This window comes from Paraburkholderia sp. RL17-368-BIF-A (genome assembly GCF_046054045.1).
Classification (GTDB): Bacteria; Pseudomonadota; Gammaproteobacteria; order Burkholderiales; family Burkholderiaceae; genus Paraburkholderia; species Paraburkholderia graminis.
This window is the reverse complement of sequence record NZ_JARESN010000002.1, coordinates 1-20,034: the sequence shown is the minus strand read 5'-3', so window position 1 is coordinate 20,034 and position 20,034 is coordinate 1. Positions and strand designations below refer to the sequence as shown.

The following is a 20,034-nucleotide window of genomic DNA, read 5'->3' as shown; positions in this document are numbered from 1 at the left end:
GTCTCCGTTCATTCATTATAGAAAGTAGTGAAATCGCTCACTGGGACACGGTCCGTCACTAGCGAATTCTCGATACAGTCGTGATCGGCATAACCGAGGCTCATTCCGCAGACCAGCATCTGGTTGTCGGGAATCGACAGTTCGTCGGCGATCACGCGGTGGAATTTGTTGAAAGCCGCTTGCGGGCAAGTGTCGAGGCCGCGCGCGCGAGCGGCGAGCATCACGCTTTGCAGGAACATGCCCGTATCCAGCAGACTGCCTTCGCGCATGACGCGGTCCACTGTAAAAAACAGGCCGACGGGTGCATCGAAGAAACGATAGTTGCGGCCGTGCTGGACGTGCATTCGTTCCTTGTCGCCCTTCTCGATGCCGAGCAATCCATACAGGTTCCAGCCGACCTTGCGGCGACGGTCCACATACGGCGCGATCCATTCGCGTGGGTAGTAGTCGTAGGGCTCGTCGAGGTCCGAGCTGCGGGCGGGATCGTCATTGATCTCGTTGATGGCGGCAGACAGCCGCGACTTCTTCGCGCCTGTCACGACGTGCACATGCCACGGCTGAATGTTGACGCCGGTAGCACTGAAGCGCGCGACCTCCAGGATGGACTCGATGTCCTCGCGCGCAACCGGTGTCGGCAAGAAAGCGCGAACGCTGCGCCGGGTGACGAGCGCCCAGTCGACGGCTCGACTGACGTCGATAAACGAGGTGAAAGGAGGCGGAGATAGACGATCCATTTCTTTCTGCATGTTTGAAAATGTACTGCCGCGTAAACGTGGCTTTTCTCGAGTGAATAACCTGCAATAGGCGCTCTTAGCGCCCTGCACTGTGCTGAACTGCGGGAATAGCCGCACTGCGTCCGCGATAGGAATCGGCGCGCGCGTGATCGATCAGCGTCACGGCCATTGCACCAATCAAACCTGCCACGCCGATTGCCATGAAGTTCTGTTCCAGCGGCAGCTTCAGCGACACCAGCCAGCCGATTAGCACGGGCGCCACGATCGCGCCGATGCGGCCCACGCCAGAAGCAAAACCGACACCCGTAGAGCGGATTGCATGGGGATAGAAGCCGCCCGCATAAGCATAGGCGAGCAATTGAGTACCGAGCGTCGATGCGCCTACAACGAATACAACGACAAACAATGACGCTGTCGATTTCGTGTAACCCATCAGCGAGAGTGCGACGGCTCCCACGACGTAGAACGCGATCAGCACCCGCTTGATATTGACCCTGTCGCCCAGCCAGCCGCCGAGAATCGCACCCGCAATCGCGCCGACGTTAAACACGATCACGAAGTTCAAAGCCGAACCGAGGCTGTATCCCGCCATCGCCATGAGCTTGGTCAACCACGAACTCAGTGCGTACACCATGAAAAGGCCGGTCATGAATGCGACCCACATCATCGTAGTACTGAAACCGCGGCCGTCCTGAAAGAGTCGTCGCACCGAGACGTCCCTGTTTTTGTCCGACGACGGTCCTGAAAACTGCTCGTCGTCACTCAACGAATAGTCGGGCACGAGGCGCTTCACGAGCGCGCGCAGTTCTTTATGTCGGCCGTTCTTGACCAGAAAGGTCATCGAATGAGGCATCGTTTTAATGATGAACGGAATTAGCAGAACAGGCAGGCCCGCGGCAAAGAAGACGGATTGCCAGCCATAACTGCCGATAAGCTCCTTTGCAGTGAGCGCCACCAGAATGCCGCCAACCGAATATCCCGCGAATACGAGTGTGACCAATCGCGTGCGCAACGCATTGGGCGAGAACTCCGCCATTTGCGCGGTGACGATCGGCAAGACGCCGCCGATGCCGAGGCCCGCGATGAATCGGGTCACGCTGAAACTGACGGGATCGTTCGTCAGTCCGGCGGCGGCGGTAAAGAGACTGAACAGCGCCACACACACGCAGATCATCGTGGGCCGGCCGAAACGGTCAGCCAGCGTGCCGAGGAAAATAGCCCCGAGCATCACGCCAAACAGTGCCGATGCGGCCATGATGCCGGCACTGGTCGCGTCGATGTGCATGCCCTTCATGATCGACGGCAACGCTGCACCGACGATGGCGAGATCGTAGCCGTCGACTATCAGCATCAACACGCACCAGAACAGGACCAGCCTGTGCAAGCCGTTGAACCTGGCCTGGCCCGCGAGTGAATGAACATCGATCTGGTTCATGCTTGTCTCCTTTGGTTTAATGTCGTGGCCGAAGTCCGCGCAGGCCGCTGTGTTACAAGCAGTGTCGGGCGAAGGCTGCGGACAGTCGATGCCCATTAACTTCAAGATGAGTGAGGTCGCCGAACACCTGCGTTTGCGGTGTTGTGACACTGGCGGTTCCGGTGTAACGCTAACGCCCGGAACCGGACATGGCGCGCGCTGCCAACGCGATTAGTTAGAGCACACGAAGCTGGCCGCAAGGTTCTGATCGCCGCCGACGTATTTGGGCCACTGCGGGTATTCGCAGATTGGCCGCGTGCGTCCGACTGCCGGCGGAGCGAGGTCGGTGATAATCAGATTTTTGGGTTCGACGCCTTTCGTCACCCAGTTGTCCAATGCCGTCAGACCGTCATATGAACCATTGAATTGCCCGCCGGCACTGTGCGCCGCGCCCGGCACCACATAGAACTTTAGAAATTGACCCAGTGGTCCCTGCCCGAACCGGGATACCAGCCGGTCGTAGTAATCAATCGACAATTGCGCCGGAATGAACTGATCCGATTGTCCGTGCTGCAGAATGATCTTGCCGCCGCGCGCCTGGAATTGACTCAGGTCGGTACTCGTGCTGTCCATGAGCGCGCTCACCGCTTGCACGCGCGAGGTTAATGATCCGGGGTTGGCCGGATTAAAGTTCAGCGTGCTCAAGCCAGGATCGCGAGCAACCGCGAATCGAAGCATGTCATTTGAAAACGTATAGAAGAACGCGCTTTTGCCGATCACGCCAGGCTCGACTACCGCATCGGTGGCTGACGCGCCCCATGCAAAGGCGACGGACCAGAAGTCTGCTCCCGTGAACGCGTTAAATGCGGGGAAAGTCTGGACTCCGTTTACCAGGTTGAAGCTAAGGTTAAGCGGCGTGCCGGCGGTGGTCATCGTATTGATTTGCGCGTCCGACAAGCAGCTATCGCCAGTGTCGACGCCGCTCGGGCAACGAATCGTTGCTGGATCGAATACGCATGCCGCGGGGTTACTGATAATGCCGTCAGCCACGCCATCCAGAGCATCGCATTGCTTGATGACTGCTTCGAGAAGAACCTTGCCTTTGGCAGGCGTGACGTATCCTCCGGGCGCCAGCAGCGATCGCGAGATCCTGCCCATCTGAAGCCACAGTCCTGTTATTCCTGAAGCGGGATATGTGGAAATGATGCCGTCGTAGTCATGCGGGAATCGTTGTGCCGCAATCAGACCTTGCCGGCCTCCGCCTGAACCGCCAATAAAATAACTGTGCGTGAAGTCCGAGCCGTATCTTGCCTTTGCGATGTACGCTGCGAAGTCACGCGTCTTCTTGATGTGGTCGCCTGAGTAGTTGGCGAGTGCCTCATCGTTTGCCGCGAACGAACCGTCCATAAAGTTTCCCTCATGCCCAGCGTCGCTGCCGACAGTCACATAACCTCTGCGCAATGGTGTACTGACGCCTGCGGGCTCTGCTCCGGATAAGAACCCGTCCGCGGGAAAGCCTTCAGTATCGGGGATGGTGCCGTCGAATCCCCCGCCGCCAAAGTGAACGACTTTGCCGTTGAAGTTAGTCGGTAGATCCGCCTCCACTCGAATATCCGGCGCATTGAAATCCACCGGATGAATAGCTCCGAGAACCTTGCAGTATTCGCCGTTGCCGTTGCCGGAATCGGTAGCTGCAACGAGCGTCGCGGATACGATAGTGGCACCCGTTGTCGGCAATCCGATCGAGCCGGCGGGAACGGTCGTACCCGCCAACGCACTACATTTCGCGGCGGGCGTCGCGACCGCGACGTTGGCCGGCGCGGAATCACTGCCGCCGCAGCCGGATACGGCAATCGCCGATGCGGCGAATAAAGCACTCACCATTGCCGAGCTTCGGCGGCTTCTCAACCGGGTTCTCATTCTCGTCTCCGTCTATTTTTTATACCGCAATGAGTGGCTCGGTTGCTTTGCGCAACCGGGCGCGACGCGTCCTTTGATCTGCCGAACGCGAGTGCAGTGTCAGCCTGCTCGGCGCACCGATCCATGTCCGCCGACCTCAGTTTTCATGAGGCGTGCGGACACGCTCCGCTTAATCGAATGAGCGTTCGCGCGAGGCGTGATTGGGAGAAGAGGATTGAATCTTTCGACCATTCAGACGTGCAAGCACATCTGAACGCGTGAATGGTGTGATGACGATGCTATGTGTTCTAACGGTTAAGAACTCGCCTTGCCCTGACGGTACATTCCCGGACTCGCCCCCGTCCACTTTCTGAAGGCCCGGTGAAAAGCACTCGTTTCCTGAAATCCAGTGCGTGCAGCGACTTCTGCGACCGTGAGAGTACTGTTCGAAAACAACTCGATTGCGATGTCACGCCGCAATTCGTCTTTCAGTTGCCGATAGTTCGTGCCTTCAGCCAACAGGCGGCGTTGCAGCGTGGCCGCGGATAGATTCATTAATCGCGATAGCTCGTCGAGGTCAGGCCAGTCGTCGGGGATCTGGTTTCTTAGCCGGCGTCTGACGAGGGCCGTAGTACTCGATTCGTTGCGATACTTGACCAGGATATTGGCGGGTGCATTTTGCAGAAAAGCACGCAGGCTCGCTTCCGTCTCGGACAGTTTGAGGTCGAGAAAACTGCGATCGAACCGGATCAGCGTTTCTTCCGCGGAGAACGTCACATCCTCGCAAAAGCGCATACGGTAGTCGCTGTCATCCGTTGGCGCCGAAGCGCGGAACCTCATCTCGATCAGCGGAATGCGTCTGCGTGCGAGCCAGCACGCGAGACCGTGCACGAGGATAAACCAGGTCCCGTAGGCAAAGAGGCGGCGCGTTCGGCCATCGTCATGCAGGACGATCAGTGCATGCTCGCCTTCGCAGCGCAACTCGCCATGAATGTCGTCGAGAACCGCGCGCAGGAACTTCAGCATGCGACGCAGCGCGTGCTCGAGATTGTCGGCATGCAGCACGGCGTGACACATCAGCGCATAACTGCCTCGCCGCAATGCGTGGCTATCGAGACCAAAGAACTCGTCGTCCATCAAGTCGGCGAGAGCCGCCCACAAACGCGAAAAGGCTAATGCCGGCACTCGGGCTCTCGGCGCATTCAGCAATTCCGCCGCGATGCCCGCGTGCTGGAGAACCGCCGAGACGTCGAGATTGCGCTGCGTGGCAACGAGAATTGCTTCGCGCACGAGGCCGATAGAAGTTGTGCCCTTGTCTTGAGCGTCATTCATGGTCAGGGTCTACCTACAGAAAGTGCACTGATGTTAATCGCTGCCGGGCGTAAGCGAAACCTGGTATCACTGAGCATGAGCCGCACGATATGTCCGAAAGGCGCACGCAGGAAGAGGTCGATGGACATGGGCGTGGTTTCGCGTGCCGCTTACGATGATCACCCAGTTGGTCGTCGCGAATATGCTTTGCCGGCCGGTCACTTTGAGGAGACAGCATTGCAGATTCAAGGGGAAGGTTTCGTCGTCACAGGCGGCGGCTCAGGGCTCGGCGCAGCCACGGCGCGCCGTCTGGTAGCGGGCGGCGCCCGCGTGCTGCTGATCGATCTCGACGAGGACGCCGGTGCCTCACTCCCGGCGGAACTCGGCGCTAATGCCCACTTCGCGAGGGCCGACGTATCCGACTCCGCGAGCGCCGAGCGTGCGTTGGCCGCGTATTGCGAGACCTTCGGCGCGCTGCATGGCCTGATCAATTGCGCAGGCGTTGCGCCCGCCGAGAAAGTGCTCGGACGCGAAGGCCCGCATCGGCTGGAAAGTTTTGCGCGCACCGTTCAGATCAACCTGATCGGCGCCTTCAACATGGTGCGGCTGGCCGCGGCGTGCATGGCCGGGAACACGCCCGAGGCCGATGGCGAGCGCGGGGTCATCGTCAATACCGCTTCGGTCGCTGCCTTTGACGGTCAGATCGGGCAAGCGGGCTACGCTGCATCGAAAGGCGGTGTCGTGGCGATGACGCTGCCTGTCGCGCGCGAATTGGCCCGCCACGGCATTCGAGTGCTCGCCGTCGCGCCCGGAATCATGGAGACGCCGATGCTCAAAGGCATGCCCACAGAAGTACAGGACGCGCTTGGGAAGATGGTGCCCTTTCCCCCGCGCCTGGGCCGGCCGGAAGAATTCGCGGCACTTGTGCTGCATATCGTCGAAAACACTTACCTCAACGGCGAGGTGATTCGTCTTGATGGCGCCATTCGTATGGCGGCGAAGTGAACTCAGTCATCGCCGCCGCCGGGTTCGAGTGGCAATGATTCATCGACGACGACACCTTCCTCACCCTTTGCAACGCCGCCATGAAGCGGCGAATGGAGACTCGCATGACTGCCTCTTCGACTTCCGATGATCCCGTTGTGATCGTCGCTGCTGCCCGCACGCCGCTGGGTGGTTTCCAGGGCAACTTCGCTTCGCTGACGGCGCCTGTACTGGGCGCGCACGCGATCCGGGCCGCGGTGCAACGTGCCGGACTGCAACCCGACGCCGTCGATGAAGTGCTGATGGGCTGCGTGCTGCCCGCGGGCCTCGGCCAGGCGCCCGCGCGCCAGGCGTCGCTTGGCGCGGGTTTGCCGCTATCGGCGGGCTGCACCACGATCAACAAGGTCTGCGGCTCGGGGATGAAGGCGGCGATGCTCGCGCACGATCTGCTGCTCAGCGGCAGTCAACGAGTGATCGTTGCGGGCGGCATGGAATCCATGAGCAACGCGCCGTACCTGTTGCCCAAGGCACGCTCGGGTCAGCGTCTGGGACACGGCCAGGTACTCGACCATATGTTCTTCGACGGCTTGGAGGATCACTACGGCCTCGCCTCCGATGGCCGCCTCATGGGCACCTTCGCCGAGGACTGCGCGCGCCATTTCGATTTCACACGCGAGGCGCAAGACGCGTTCGCTTCGACCTCCACGCTGCGGGCGCAGCAGGCGCAGCGCGACGGCCTGTTCCGCTGGGAGCTTGCGCCGATGACCGTGCCGGGTCGTAACGGCGAGATACTCATCGACGAGGATGAAGCGCCGGCGAAGGCGCAACTGGACAAGATCCCGAAGCTCAAACCCGCGTTTGCGAAGGACGGCACGGTGACGGCCGCGAACTCGAGTTCCATCGCCGACGGTGCGGCGGCCCTCGTTCTGATGCGCCAGTCGACCGCACGCGAGCATGGCTTGGCGCCGCTCGCCGTTATCCGCGGACACGCCACGCATTCGCAGGAACCGGCCTGGTTCACGACTGCGCCCGTCGGTGCGATTCAGAAGTTGCTCGCCAAGGTGGGATGGCGGGCGAGCGATGTCGACGTTTGGGAGATCAACGAGGCATTCGCCGTGGTGGTCATGGCCGCGATGCGCGAGCTGGCGCTTTCGCATGAGCGCGTGAACGTGCATGGCGGTGCTTGCGCGCTCGGTCATCCGATCGGCGCGACGGGCGCGCGGGTTATCGTGACGCTGCTGGATGCGCTTCGGCAACGCGGGGGGAAGCGTGGGGTGGCTAGTCTTTGTATCGGTGGGGGGGAGGCTACGGCGGTGGGGGTGGAGGTGGGGTGAGGGGGATCAGGGTCAGTTGCAAGGCGCTGTTTGGGCGGAAGAACTGGAAGCCTTGGCGACGATTGCATGAAGAATCGAGCCCACGACAGGCAACCACAGCGGCGACCTTAGGTGGCACCGGGAGCTCATTTCAGCGCGTCCCGTTTCACGCTCTCCCCTCACCCATGCAACCCCAACCCCTTCACCGCCTTATCCACCGCCTTCCTCGCCCCATGCACCGCGAGCCCCACTAAATCCAGATTACCCGCATCCTGAGCACGAAACACCTCACGATTCGCCGCATCGTGCCCAGTCGAAAACATCGCATGGACATACGGCACAATCTCGAGCTCGCGGTTAACTGCCTGCCGATGCGCAGCCTGCAAACCCGGCAAATCGGCGGCGAACACCAGCATCGGTTGCCCGAGCATGCGGCCATACCGACGTCCCGCAGCGTCCTCATAAGGCTCGCCTAGCGCATCGGGTATCGCAGCCGCCACGCCCGTCGCGAGAAATGCGACGACGTTGAGTTTTTGCCACACAGCCAGATCGTCGCGCACGATCAGCGCCACTTTTGTTTCGAACATGAACGTCCCTCCTTGGAACGCTCATGGTCCACGATCCGCGGCGATCAGTCTGGAACGTTTGTGCACATGCGCCGATAGGCCGCCGGCGTCATCCGGTACGCGCGATGAAACCAGCGGCCAAGATGACTCTGATCCGAGAACCCGACAGCCGCCGCAACCTGCGCAGGCTGATGACCGCTCGCCAGCATTTGACGCGCGGCGCGCAGACGCAAACGCACCAGATACGCATGCGGCGACGTGCCGAACGCGCGCTTGAAGAGGCGCGTCAACCGGAAGCGGTCGATGCCCGCAGCCGTCGCCAGTTCATCGAGTCCGATATTGCCGGCCATCTGCTCGTGCAAAAGATCGCGCACGCGAAGCGCGGCGAGCGGTATCGCGGAGCCATTCGTCGACGGCGCATCGAGCACGTGACCGCTGAGTTGCGTCAGCATGCGGTCGAGCGCCTGGTCGCGCGCGAGCCTGCCCTCGTCGTGATAAATGGCGAAAAAAGCCGCCCGAATCGCATCGACGAGATATTGGTCGTCCACCAGCGTATGGCTAAAGGCCGCCTCAACCCCGCGCAACCCCGGAAGATTCAGTTGACGCGCCGCGTGCTCGACCCAGCCTTGCGGCAGGTACAACGCGGCATACGTGAAGCCGCTCGCCTCCGGCGCGTGACCGTCATGCAGCGCGCCGGGCTCGATCAGGATCGCCCGACCCGGTGTGCTCGTGTGCAAAGACCGGTGGCACTGAAAACGTTGGACGCCTTGCTCTGTGTAGCCGATCAACATGTCGTCGTGATCGTGCGGATCGTAGGCGTGGCCTCTGAAATGCGCACGCAGCCCTTCAATGCCCGTCTCGGGATCGCGCCGCGCGACGAGCCAGTGATCGGTCCGCTCGTTAAACACGGTTGCGCCTGTCATCGCTTACTCCAATGGTGTCGGCATATTGCGTTAGCGCACGACTACTGCGTAAATGCGTTCCCTATGCCCGATCATCTGAACCTCGATGAGTCGCCGTATCGCGTCTTCGCAAGCGACTCGTTGATCAGCCAAAGCGGACAAAGCGGACAAAGCGGACCATAAGCGAGCTCCCGCAATTCCCGCTCACGCTCACGCTCACGCCCGCAGCGCCTTCGCAAGATCGGCCAACCGATACGGCTTTTGCACGAATATCAGATCCCGCAGTTCACTCTTCTCGTCGTGCAGCGGAGCCGGCGAATAGCCCGACGTGAGCACCACCCTGATCGCCGGATAGTGCGCGCGCACGAGTTGCGCCAGTTCGAGTCCGCTCATGCCGTGGGCCATCGAGATGTCGGTGAAAACAACATCGATGTCAGCCCGCTCCTCGAGAATCAGCGCCGCCTCCGACGCGCTGCTCGCGGGCACCACTTCGTAGCCGATGTTCATCAACAGTTCGGACGCAACGCCGAGCACGTCGGGCTCGTCCTCGACCAGCAAAACGGTCTCATGCCTTGCCGTCGACGGCAGACCGACGGCTGCCGGCGGCTCCGCGACGGGCAGATAAAGATCGACCGTCGTGCCCTTGCCCAATTCGCTCGATAGATGCACGTCGCCGCCCGACTGGGCGATAAACCCGTACACCTGACTCAAGCCCAGTCCCGTGCCCTTGCCTGGCTGCTTGGTCGTGAAAAACGGTTCGAACGCCTGCGCGAGCACGTCCTCCGACATGCCGCTACCGGTATCCGCAACCGAAATGCGGACGTAGTGCCCGGCAGGCAGCGCCGGGGTCACTTCCGTCTCCGACTGGACCGTGTCGGTGGTAATCGTGACCGCGCCGCCGGTCGGCATGGCGTCGACCGCGTTGACAACCAGATTGAGCAGAGCGGCCTCGAAACGCGCGGCATCGACGGATGCGAAAGCGTGCGTGGCATGCAGGCCAAGCTCGACATGCGTGTTGCGGTTGCCGGCCCGCGAGAGCATGGGCGTGAACTCGCGAATCAATCCGTTGAGGTCGTGTACCTGCGCCTGCAACGGCTGTTGCCGCGCGAACGACAGCAACTGCTGCGTCAGCGACGCGCCGCGGTCGATCGCCCGCCGCATCCCGTCGATCATTTTCTTGTCGAGCGGCGTGCGCGCCTGCAGCGCGAGCACCTCGAGACCGTTCGAAAGCACGGCCAGCAGATTGTTGAAGTCGTGCGCGACGCCGCCCGTCAGCCGCCCGATCGCTTCCATCTTCTGCGCCTGGAACAGCGCGGCGTTGGCCTTCTCGAGCGCGGCCGCGGCTTCCTTGCGCTCGGTGATGTCGCGCGTCACCTTTGCAAATCCGACGAGAGCACCCGCTTCGTCGCGGATCGCGTCGACCACGACATGCGCCCAGAAGCGGCTGCCGCCTTTGCGAACCCGCCATCCTTCGCGTTCGGCACGGCCTTCTCTCGCCGCGATCGCGAGTATCTGCGCGGGCGCGCCGGCCGCTTTGTCCTCGTCCGTGTAGAAACGCGAGAAATGCTCGCCGATGATCTCCGACTGCCGATACCCCTTGATCCGCTCGGCGCCGACGTTCCAACTCGTGACAACTCCGGCAGGCGAAAGCATGAATATCGCGTAGTCAGTGACGCCCTGAACGAGAATCCGGAACTGCTCCTCTGTTTCGCGCGTCACATCCTGCCTGTCGTCACTCTGACTCATAAGGGTTGTTCCAAATCGGTAAAAAAATGTACTTACCGGACTCATTTTACCCTCGGCATGCGCGGGCCGTTCAGGCGGCAACCGGAAGCCTGTTTGCTTGCTGATGGCGCCGCTATCGAATTGAAGATGAAGGTCGTGCGCATTCGGCAACACGTCGTTGAATGCGACCGCACGCCGCACACCGCGCATCCCTGATAATCTGAGCGTCCTGGCCCCGCGGCGCGGCAGTTGGACGCGCGCCGCATTGCCGTCGATCGAACTCCGATGCCGCCACTGTTTCGCCGCTTACTACTGCTTTACCACGCGCTGCGATATGGCGCGCGCCTGCTCTGGCTCGCCGCGCCGTCCGATCGCAAGCTCCACTGGATGATCGAACTCGTCGGCCGCGTGCATGCGTCGGCGGACAGCGCGCGCAGCGTGCACGGCCTGCTGCCGGCGCTCGGCCCGCTTGCCGGCCGTTTCGCGAAGACGCTAGTCGAGCGTCCCGAACTGGCGAACGCGACATTGCACGACGCCATCGACGCCGTCGATCATCTGGAAACGCCGCTGCCGCCGCGCGAATCCGAGGAGGCGCTGGCGCGCGCGTTCGGCCGCCCGCTTGCCACGCTTTTCAGCGCGGTGGACCTGGTTCCGGTGCGCAGCGGTTTTGCCGAACAGACGCATTTCGCTCGGCTCATCATGCCGGTCAACGGTCATCGCGAGGTGGCGATCAAGCTGCTGCGCGCCGGCCAGTTGCAGCAGATCGGCGACGAACTCGCGCTGTTGCGCTGGGTCGCGCGCTGGCTGGAAAAAGTGTCCGGCACGGCGCGCCGCCTGCGGCTGCGGGCGCTCGCGCAAACCTTCACCGACGACATCCTGCGCCGCTTCGATCTGCGCGCCGAAGCCGCCAATCTGAGTCAGACCGGCCATCATTTCGACGGCGACACGCGCATCGTCGTGCCCAACGTGATCTGGGACCTGTGCACGCCCCTCACGCTCACCATGCAGCGCATCGACACATTGCCGGCGAGCGACCTGAGCGGCCTGCACGCGCATCATGTGAAACTCGCGCCGCTCGCCGCGCATATTGTCGAAGTCGTGACCGAGCAGGCTTTCGAACACGGCTTCTTTCACGCGACGCTCGACGCGCGGCGGGTTCGCGTGAGCATCGAACCGGATTCGCTGGGCCGTCTCGTGCTGGCCGAGTTTTCGATCATGTCGAGCCTGTCGACCGGCGAGCGCGAGTTCTTCGTGCACGGCGCGACTGCGCTGTTCGAGCAGGACTATGGACGGCTCGCGGAACTGCATCGCGACGCGGGACACGTGCCGCACGACACGCGCGCCGAGCTGCTCGAAGCGGAGTTGCGCACGCGTGCCGAAGCGCATTTCGCGGCGGCGCCAGAGGACCGTTCGGCGGGCTCGCTGTTTCATCATCTGCTCCACGCGGTGCATCCGTTCGACGGTACGGTATCGAGCCGCCTCGCCACCGCGCAACGCTCGTTCCAGCAGGCCGAAATGCTGGCGCGGGCGCTGCATCCGGGCGTCGATACATGGAATATCGCGCGCGGTGTGCTCGCGGATATTGCGCGGCGCGACATCGATCACCGCGGCTGGTTCAAGCGCATTTCACGCGAACTGCCGCATCTCGCGCACATGCTGCCGCGCGTGCCGCAACTGGCCGTGCGCTATCTGCAGCACGAGCACGATCGCGCGCGCTCGCCGGGACAAAACGCTCGACTGCTTGCCGAGATCGGCCGCGAATATCGGCGCACGCGCGCGCTGTTGTGGGCATGTGTGTTGTGCGGCGGCGTCCTCGGCGCGGGCACCGTGTTGTTGATGTGGTGATGTTGGCGTGACGCGTTGATGTGTTGATGTGCTTGCGCGGCCCGTCGCGTTCTGCCGATCAAAACTTCGCGGGTCCGCTACATGCTCGTACGATCGCGGAAGCCGTTCTTCATCAGAAAGCACTGCGCCACCAGCAAGGAGCAAGACAACCATGAAGCAGACCGATCCAGCCACTGTTCAGACCAACATCGCGGCGGAAATGCACGTTAGCGCCGGCTTCGACGCCAACGAGGAAATCGAGCGCCGCATCTCTTTTCTCGCGAACTATCTGCGCAGCAACGGCCTGAAGACGTACGTGCTCGGCATCAGCGGCGGCGTGGATTCGACGACGGCCGGGCGCCTCGCGCAACTGGCCGTCGAGCGCTTGCGCGCGGAAAATTACGACGCGCGTTTCGTCGCGATACGCCTGCCGCACGGCGAGCAGAAAGACGAGGCCGACGCGCAGCAGGCGCTCGCCTTCATTCGTGCGGACGAGACGCTGACCATCGACATCAAGCCCGCCGCCGACGCGATGCTCGCGTCGCTGCATCAAAGCGGCCTGCCGTTCGCGGACGAAGCGCAGGAAGACTTCGTGCACGGCAACATCAAGGCGCGGCAAAGAATGATTGCCCAGTACGCGGTGGCGAGCACGCGCACGGGCGTCGTGATCGGCACGGATCACGCGGCGGAATCGCTAATGGGATTTTTTACGAAGTTCGGCGACGGCGGCGCCGATGTGCTGCCGCTCGCGGGCCTCAACAAGCGCCGCGTGCGTGCGGTCGCGAAGGCGCTCGGTGCCTCGGACGCGCTCGCGCACAAGGTGCCGACCGCGGACCTCGAAGCGTTGCGCCCGCAACGGCCCGACGAAGATGCCTACGGCGTACCGTACGAGACGATCGACGACTTCCTGGAAGGCAAACCGGTCAGCGACGAAGCACGCAACATCATCTTGCGTTTCTACGATGTGACGCAGCACAAGCGCGCGCTGCCGTACACGCCGTTCGATTGGCCCGCGCCCACGAGCGAAGCGTGAGCCGCAACGCGAACCGCCGCTCAGCGCTTAGTGCGCGGGCGGCTGGGCGGGCGGCGAGTCGTCGGTGAAAAGATCGGCGCTCGCCTCGAGCGCCATTCCGCCCAGGTGCTTGCCATGAATCTGCCGCGCGATGACTTCGCCGACATACGGCACTTGCGCATCGAGTTCGACCGTGGCGTAGGCGCCAGGCGTGCCCGCGTCGACGACCTCGACGTTGCGCGCGTAATGCCCCAGCTCGTGCTTGAGGAATTCGCGCACTTCCTGCTCGGTGCACGACGGCGCGATGTTGCGCACGATCAGGTTCATGCTGCCTACTCCTGGCGGCTGCCGCCGGACCTGTCGACGCGCACGCGCGCCGGGCGCAATGCCGCGCGTTGTCTCGCCTGCGCGGCGGCCAGTTCGCGGATGAGTGCGGTGCCCGCCGCGCCGAGCGCGGCCAATGACAGGTAGAAAGCGATCATTTGAATCTCCGATATTCCGCGCGGTATTCCGATGAGCCCGCCGGGTCCTGTTTAAGGATAGCCACTTACGATCGGACACGCGATGCGACGCGGCGTCACCATGACAAGCTCGCACCGGTAGCACGATCAATGTGCACTGTACCTGAACCGCGCCCTTTCCGTTCGGCAGCAACACTGTTTTGACTAACTGCGCCGCGGCGCCTGGAAATTGTGCTGAACATTGCGCGTGCAGACGCGGGTTGCAAGAAGCGGACCGCGGCACGCATGCCGGAGTTCGTTGCGCCGATCGGCGAACGGAAGCTGCTGCTCGCCGCGCGAGCGTCAGTCCGCGTCCTGCACGTTGGCCGCGCTCACCCACCACGCGTTCTTGCCTTGCGGCAATGCGACCAGCACCGCGGACGGATCGTCCACGCCGTCGTCCGCCACTTCGCACACGGCGAGTCCGTCGGGCAAATGCTTCACTTCTCCGGCCGACTGAAAGAGCGCGATGCGCTGCGCGTTCAGCGGACGCAGTTGACGATAGACATCGAAGCTGATGGCCGCGGGCACATCGCCGCGAATTTGCAGCGCGTCGGCTTTGCCGCAATGCGCCGGCTCGGCGGCGAACACGGGCGCGGCGCCGACGGCGCATGCAACGCTCAGCACGGCAAGCGTCGCTGCGGCAAGACGTGAATAAGTCATGGTAATTCTCCAGGAATGAGTTGATTCGGCGAGTTCGATGCGAAAGCCGCGTGCTGAAAGACGGCGAGCGGCGACGACAAGTAAGTAATGCGGGCTGGCGGCACGCGCTGACAAAAAGCGTTTGTGGGTCACGCCCGCAAAGCTGGAGACAGGATCGAGCGTTCCGGCGCATTCAACCTTTTTCGCAAGCGCGGCGCGATCCGCGCCGACACCAACCGTTACGGCTGCGTGCCGCGCCCCGCTGCGCGCCCGCTGTCGGCGCTCGTCGCGACATCCAGCCGGCTGATGTCGCAAGACTCCTGGCTAAAGCCAGAATAGACCACCGACCAATCACCGACGATCGCCGCCTGCGCTTCCGCGAGACTCAGCTTGCCCTCGCAGACGCAACGCTTGAGCATGACCGCCGCGCGCGCCTTGCGCCGCTCGCCCTGCCGTCCCGCCCAAGGCAGAAGGCCGAGATTGGACGGCGCGTCCGGCGAGCCGCCGAGCACCACGGGCACGCGCCGATCGAGCGCGAACTCGGCGCCGTCGTCTGCGTCGATGCCGCGCTCCGCGAGCATCCGGTCCTTGTGCGCCATCAGTTCATCGAACGGCGGCGAGACCGCGCTCGCATAGCCAGGGCGGCAAATCGTCTCGCGGATGGATTGCTGCGTCACGCGTTCGTCGAGCATGGCCGCGTCCTGCGCATACACTGCGCCGACGCGCACTGCGAGCAGCGCGGCAAGGCCCAGCGTCAGCGTGAAACGCGCGCGCCACGCGCGCCGCCGCGCGAACGCAACTGCGCGCGGTCGAAAAGTACTGCCTATGTGGTCGCCGGAAGCCTCGCCGCGACGCCTGTCTGCAATGCCTGCCTTCATTCGTCGGCGCGCCTGTCGAGGCACGCGGTAGTTCAATTCGCAAGGCAATTAAAACACATTCGATCCGCATACGGAAAAAACCGCCGACTCTGAGCGGTGCGCGGGAGCGCTACAAACTTTCCACGGCGACCGCGACAGCCGCCGTGGAACCCCGCCCTTTCGCTATTGCGCCGTGCGCGCCTGCAACGCCCGGATGCGGCTAAGTGCCTCAGTGTTGGCCACCGTCGAGTCGTACATGTGCGCGAGGTCCGCCTTCAGCGCGGTGCGCGAGCCGCCGTCGAGATAAATCATGTGGCCCGACGGATAAAAGCGCGCCGACAGGTTCTGCCGCACCTGCTGACTGAGCAGCGGCATTTGCTGCAAATCGAGCACCGTCTGATAGAACGGTGTGACGAAATCATAAAAGCCGTTTGCCGACAGCACCTTCAGATCGGGATTGAGCGCCATGACCGCCGCGAGGTCGCCGGCCGTGTAGAGAATCACGTTGCCCTTGTCGTCCACGCCCTTCTGCGCGCCGGTCGGGTCGATGTGGCTGAAGTCCCAGAACTGGAACGCCTGATCGTTGAGATCCGTGAAGGCCGAGTTCGACGTGTACTTCAACTGCTCGTTCAGATAGACGTTCCACATCGTCGTATAGACGCCGGACACGGCCGTCATGGTCGGATCGTTGCCGCCCGAGTTCGGATCGATCTTGCCCGCAATGCCGGTGCCGATGGCGGTGACGCGGCCGTCGTAGGCGCCCAGCACGAGACCCTTGGACTTGAGCAGCGTGGTCAGGAACAGCGAATTGCCGCGGCTGTCGTACGACGCTATGTCGAGGCTCCACGCAAGCAAGGTCGTCTTGTCGATGCCGGTGTATTCGGCGAGCTTCTCGACCGTCGCTGCGTCGGTGGTCGGGAATTTGCGCAACGCCGCGAGGTAATCGGTGCGGGCGAACTGCGCGACTTCCTCGGCGAACGCGCCGAGATCCGTCGGCCGCGGCGCGATGCCGAGCTTCTTGTGATACCACGCGTCGGCGGCGGCCGTGGGCAGCGCGCCGACCGGATTGCCGGCCTGCGTGTAATCGAGTATCGACGATTGCAGCGTGATGCCGTTCAGATCGACGCCGCCTTCGTGCAACCGGTAAGCGACCACGCAACTGCGCGCGGTGCCGTACGACTCGCCGAACAGATACTTCGGCGAATTCCAGCGATTGTTCTTCGTCAGAAAGCGCTTGATGAACTGCGCGATCGAATCGGCGTCCTGGTCGACGCCCCAGAAGTCGCGGTTCTTTTTCGGCGCGACGGCCGCGGAATAGCCGGTTCCGACCGGGTTGACGAAAATCAGGTCGCTCTTGTCGAGCAGGCTGTCGGGGTTGTCTTCGATCGTGTACGGCGCGGGCGGCGTGAAGTTCGGCATCGACGTCCTGATGCGGCGCGGCCCGAACGAGCCGAGCAGCACGAACACCGCGGAAGAACCGGGCCCGCCGTTATAGAAGAACGTGAGCGGCCGGGTTTCCTCTTTCTGGTTGTCCTGCGTGAACGCCACGTAGAACATCCGCGCGGCGGGCTGCGAACTGCTCGGGTCGACGATCACCAGATGGCCGACCGTCGCCGTGTAGTCGATCTTTTTGCCGTCTATCGTGACCGAGTGATGCGTGATCGCAGCGTTCTCGTCGGTCGCGGTGACGGAATCGTCGGGGCCGTTGCCGTAGGCGACCGGATCGAAGAAGGGCTGGTCGCCCGCCTTGTGCTTGCCCGCCGCTGCCGGCCTGGCTGACGCTTCGGAATTGTGCGGCGACTGCGGACTAACGGACGCTGGCTCTGTGCTTGTCATGATCGCTCCATGGGTACGTTCACGTCTTGTGCAGGTGCTGCGGGACTCGTGCCGATCGACTCGCTAGACAACTCGCCGATCAACCTGCTGACTATAGTGCGGCAGCCACTTTCTGACCATTGGGACTGCCGAGTCCCGTGCAGGCGTCCCAGCCCTTGGACGCCGCGAAGCTGCCGTTATTGCCCTGCGTGATGTCGTTGCACACGCCCGCCGCCTTGTACAGCTTCGGATTCACGAAGCCCGCCGGCGCGCCCTTCGCCGCGTTGATGCGCGCAATCAGCGCGGCCCACAGCGGCGCGACCGCGCTCGTTCCGCCTACCACCGTTTGCGTGCCGCCGACCAGCACCGTGTAGCCGGTAAGCGGCGAGGCATCGCCGGCGACATCGGGCACGCCGCGCTTCGCAAGCGGCTTCTTGCCGCCCGCCGACAACGCCACCGAAAGCCCCTCCTGCCACGCCGGCAACGCAAACGCGCCGCTCACGCCACCGCCGCCCGCGCCGCCTTGCGGTCCGTCGTTCCACACCACCTCGTGCGTAATCGACGTGCCGGACGCGGTGAGGCTCGTGCCGCCGCACGCGAGCACATACGGGCTCGCCGCCGGAAAGTCGACGTTATCGCCGCCATTGGCGCCGTCGCTCGAGCCGCTGTCGCCGGACGCCGCGCACACCGTCACGCCGAGCGCCGCCGCGGTTTGCAGCACGCTGTTGAACGCCTTCAGCGACTGGCTCGTCCAGATCGACTCCGGGCCGCCCCAACTGATCGAAATCACCGACGGCTTGTTGACCGTGTCGTGCACCGCGCGGCTCACTGCATCGATAAACCCGGCGTCGCTGTTCGGCGCGAAGTACACCGCGATCGTCGCGCCCGGCACGATGGCGCCGACAATCTCGATGTCGAGCGTGACCTCGCCGTCCGGGCCGTTCGGATCGCCGGTCGGCTCGTTGCGCGCCTGGTCGACGCTGACCGATTTCACCGTGGGCGAAGGCACGCCGAGGCTCGCGAAGTACGACTTCAGATCCGCCGGATCGTAACCGCCGCCCAGCTCGATGATGCCGACACACTGGCCGTTGCCGTCGCCCTGCGGAAACTTGTAGAGCGACGCCAACTGCAGCGGCGTGAACGAAGCCTGATGTGTTTTAGCCGGCCTGAACGGCGGACGAATGCGAAAGTGCGGCCGCGCCTGCGGGCGGTTGTCGAGCCCGAGCACCGCCTCGACGACGTCGTGCAGATCGTCCGGCACGTTGACCGCGCCGGTCCGTCCGCGGAATTCGCCGGACGTATGGTGCTGATACTTTTCGAGCTTGACTTCGAACGCGCTCTGGAACTGCGCGACAGTGCCCGACAGCAGCACCGAGCGCGCGGCCAGATCCTCGCGCACCACCGTCAGCCCATGCGCGGCGGCAAATGCCTTGACTTTGGCGACGTCGTCGGGGGCTGCGCCGTAGTCTTTGGCCATCGCCTCGCGCGACAGCGGCTTCACGTTGGGGTCGCCGGCTTCGATCCGGCTCATCAGCGCGTCGAACTGCGCCTGCTGCTGACGGCGCAGCATCACGAAGACCTCGATCTTCTCCGATGGATCGCAGTCGCCGATGAGTTTGGAACCTCGTTCTACGTTGCGCTCGCTTCCGGGCAGCGGATGCTTGGTGGCCATGTGCGACTCTCCTCTTGGCATGACGGCGCCGGATGCGAGACGGACCGGCGCACGCGCCCATCCACTCAACGCCCGACGACAGCTATTGGAAGGTGCTGCATGCGAAGCGCGGCATGCGGGACTTCGCAAACCTTCGGACCAATGCATTCGAACACAGTTCCAGTCCGAGCGGCAGTCGGCCGAATGGCCAGGCGCCGCGGCGTCCGATGCGTGGTCCGCGGCGCTCGGCTATGATGCTGCAGCGGCCGTTTAGCCGTTACATTGCATTGCCTCGCGCGTCCGCGCGCAAGATCGAAGAATCAGAGGAACCTCATGTCAATCTCGATGTATCAAGCATCACTGCCCGTGCTGATTCGCGGCCTCACCAATCTGCAAGGCATCCTCGGCAAAGCTCAGGCGCACGCCGCGCAAAAGCAGATCGAACCCGCGGTGTTCACGAACGCGCGCCTCGCGCCGGACATGTTGCCGCTCACGCGTCAGGTGTACATCGCAAGCGATACCGCGAAGGGCTGCGCCGCGCGGCTTGCGGATGTCGAAGCGCCCAAGTACGAAGACGTCGAACAGACTTTCGACGAACTGCACGCTCGCCTTCAAAAGACGATCGACTATCTGAAGGAATTCACCCCTCAGCAGATCGACGGCTCGGAAGAGCGCGCGATCACATTGAAAATGCGCAGCGGACCGATCGAGTTCACCGGTCAGTCGTATCTGCTGGGATTTGTGCTGCCGAACTTTTTCTTCCACGTGACGACCGCGTACGACATCTTGCGCCATAACGGTGTGGAGCTCGGCAAGCTCGACTATCTGGGCGGGCTGAAGTAAGAGCCGGCCGTATGCGCGCGGCCGAAGTTCAGTGATCGGCCG

The 20,034-nt window shown here is 63.0% G+C and carries 18 protein-coding genes; 5 read left to right on the top strand and 13 right to left on the bottom strand.

Features of this window, described 5'->3' with window-relative positions; genetic code table 11:
- Window positions 1-8: 8 nt before the first annotated feature.
- The 4 genes from P0D87_RS03155 to P0D87_RS03140 all read right to left on the bottom strand — a co-directional run bounded on the left by P0D87_RS03155 (window position 9) and on the right by P0D87_RS03140 (window position 5,379).
- Window positions 9-734, bottom strand: a complete 726-nt coding sequence (locus P0D87_RS03155) for a nitroreductase (protein WP_051153874.1) — start codon at window positions 732-734, stop codon at window positions 9-11.
- Between the two features lie 76 nt (window positions 735-810).
- Window positions 811-2,169: an MFS transporter gene (locus tag P0D87_RS03150; protein WP_053859384.1), complete on the bottom strand. Its 1,359-nt coding sequence runs from the start codon at window positions 2,167-2,169 to the stop codon at window positions 811-813.
- A gap of 210 nt (window positions 2,170-2,379) precedes the next feature.
- Window positions 2,380-4,068 carry a tannase/feruloyl esterase family alpha/beta hydrolase gene (locus P0D87_RS03145; protein ID WP_171799984.1) on the bottom strand — a complete coding sequence of 563 codons (1,689 nt, stop codon included), beginning with the start codon at window positions 4,066-4,068 and terminating at the stop codon, window positions 2,380-2,382.
- 294 nt (window positions 4,069-4,362) lie between these two features.
- On the bottom strand, window positions 4,363-5,379 hold the full coding sequence (locus tag P0D87_RS03140; protein ID WP_053859386.1) for an AraC family transcriptional regulator: 1,017 nt from the start codon (window positions 5,377-5,379) through the stop codon (window positions 4,363-4,365).
- A gap of 216 nt (window positions 5,380-5,595) precedes the next feature.
- Here P0D87_RS03140 and P0D87_RS03135 point away from each other — a divergent pair, with 216 nt between their 5' ends.
- Window positions 5,596-6,363: a 3-hydroxyacyl-CoA dehydrogenase gene (locus tag P0D87_RS03135; protein WP_053860739.1), complete on the top strand. Its 768-nt coding sequence runs from the start codon at window positions 5,596-5,598 to the stop codon at window positions 6,361-6,363.
- A 104-nt stretch (window positions 6,364-6,467) separates the two neighbouring features.
- The gene (locus P0D87_RS03130; protein WP_408636724.1) at window positions 6,468-7,676 is read left to right on the top strand and encodes an acetyl-CoA C-acetyltransferase; all 1,209 of its coding nucleotides are present in this window, start codon (window positions 6,468-6,470) and stop codon (window positions 7,674-7,676) included.
- A 158-nt stretch (window positions 7,677-7,834) separates the two neighbouring features.
- Here P0D87_RS03130 and P0D87_RS03125 read toward each other — a convergent pair whose 3' ends face one another.
- The 3 genes from P0D87_RS03125 to P0D87_RS03115 all read right to left on the bottom strand — a co-directional run bounded on the left by P0D87_RS03125 (window position 7,835) and on the right by P0D87_RS03115 (window position 10,869).
- Entirely contained in the window at window positions 7,835-8,242 is a 408-nt protein-coding gene (locus P0D87_RS03125; RefSeq protein ID WP_053859388.1) for a DUF2000 domain-containing protein, read from the bottom strand.
- A 44-nt stretch (window positions 8,243-8,286) separates the two neighbouring features.
- Window positions 8,287-9,144, bottom strand: a complete 858-nt coding sequence (locus P0D87_RS03120) for an AraC family transcriptional regulator (RefSeq protein WP_053859389.1) — start codon at window positions 9,142-9,144, stop codon at window positions 8,287-8,289.
- Window positions 9,145-9,339: 195 nt separating this feature from the next.
- Window positions 9,340-10,869: a PAS domain-containing hybrid sensor histidine kinase/response regulator family protein gene (locus P0D87_RS03115; protein WP_408636723.1), complete on the bottom strand. Its 1,530-nt coding sequence runs from the start codon at window positions 10,867-10,869 to the stop codon at window positions 9,340-9,342.
- A gap of 264 nt (window positions 10,870-11,133) precedes the next feature.
- Between P0D87_RS03115 and P0D87_RS03110 the strand changes: the two genes are divergently transcribed.
- Together P0D87_RS03110 and nadE are read left to right on the top strand one after the other, a co-directional pair.
- The gene (locus P0D87_RS03110) at window positions 11,134-12,693 is read left to right on the top strand and encodes an ABC1 kinase family protein (RefSeq protein WP_053859390.1); all 1,560 of its coding nucleotides are present in this window, start codon (window positions 11,134-11,136) and stop codon (window positions 12,691-12,693) included.
- Between the two features lie 151 nt (window positions 12,694-12,844).
- On the top strand, window positions 12,845-13,705 hold the full coding sequence (gene nadE / locus P0D87_RS03105; protein ID WP_053859391.1) for an NAD(+) synthase: 861 nt from the start codon (window positions 12,845-12,847) through the stop codon (window positions 13,703-13,705).
- Between the two features lie 27 nt (window positions 13,706-13,732).
- Here nadE and P0D87_RS03100 read toward each other — a convergent pair whose 3' ends face one another.
- The 6 genes from P0D87_RS03100 to P0D87_RS03075 form a co-directional block, all read right to left on the bottom strand.
- The gene (locus P0D87_RS03100) at window positions 13,733-14,011 is read right to left on the bottom strand and encodes an RNA-binding protein (RefSeq protein ID WP_006052079.1); all 279 of its coding nucleotides are present in this window, start codon (window positions 14,009-14,011) and stop codon (window positions 13,733-13,735) included.
- A 5-nt stretch (window positions 14,012-14,016) separates the two neighbouring features.
- Window positions 14,017-14,166: a hypothetical protein gene (locus P0D87_RS03095; protein WP_171799985.1), complete on the bottom strand. Its 150-nt coding sequence runs from the start codon at window positions 14,164-14,166 to the stop codon at window positions 14,017-14,019.
- A gap of 321 nt (window positions 14,167-14,487) precedes the next feature.
- A complete protein-coding gene (locus P0D87_RS03090; protein WP_006052077.1) occupies window positions 14,488-14,847 on the bottom strand; it encodes a hypothetical protein in 360 nt (119 codons plus the stop codon).
- A gap of 218 nt (window positions 14,848-15,065) precedes the next feature.
- Complete coding sequence (locus P0D87_RS03085) at window positions 15,066-15,704, bottom strand: hypothetical protein (protein ID WP_029966092.1); 639 nt, start codon at window positions 15,702-15,704, stop codon at window positions 15,066-15,068.
- A 162-nt stretch (window positions 15,705-15,866) separates the two neighbouring features.
- Window positions 15,867-17,519 carry a S10 family peptidase gene (locus tag P0D87_RS03080; protein WP_006052075.1) on the bottom strand — a complete coding sequence of 551 codons (1,653 nt, stop codon included), beginning with the start codon at window positions 17,517-17,519 and terminating at the stop codon, window positions 15,867-15,869.
- A 91-nt stretch (window positions 17,520-17,610) separates the two neighbouring features.
- Window positions 17,611-19,170 (bottom strand): S53 family peptidase, encoded by a 1,560-nt coding sequence (locus P0D87_RS03075; protein ID WP_408636722.1) that lies wholly within the window; start codon window positions 19,168-19,170, stop codon window positions 17,611-17,613.
- A 312-nt stretch (window positions 19,171-19,482) separates the two neighbouring features.
- On the opposite strand from P0D87_RS03075, the gene P0D87_RS03070 reads away from it, so the two are divergent.
- Entirely contained in the window at window positions 19,483-19,992 is a 510-nt protein-coding gene (locus P0D87_RS03070; RefSeq protein WP_006052073.1) for a DUF1993 domain-containing protein, read from the top strand.
- Window positions 19,993-20,034 lie beyond the last annotated feature (42 nt).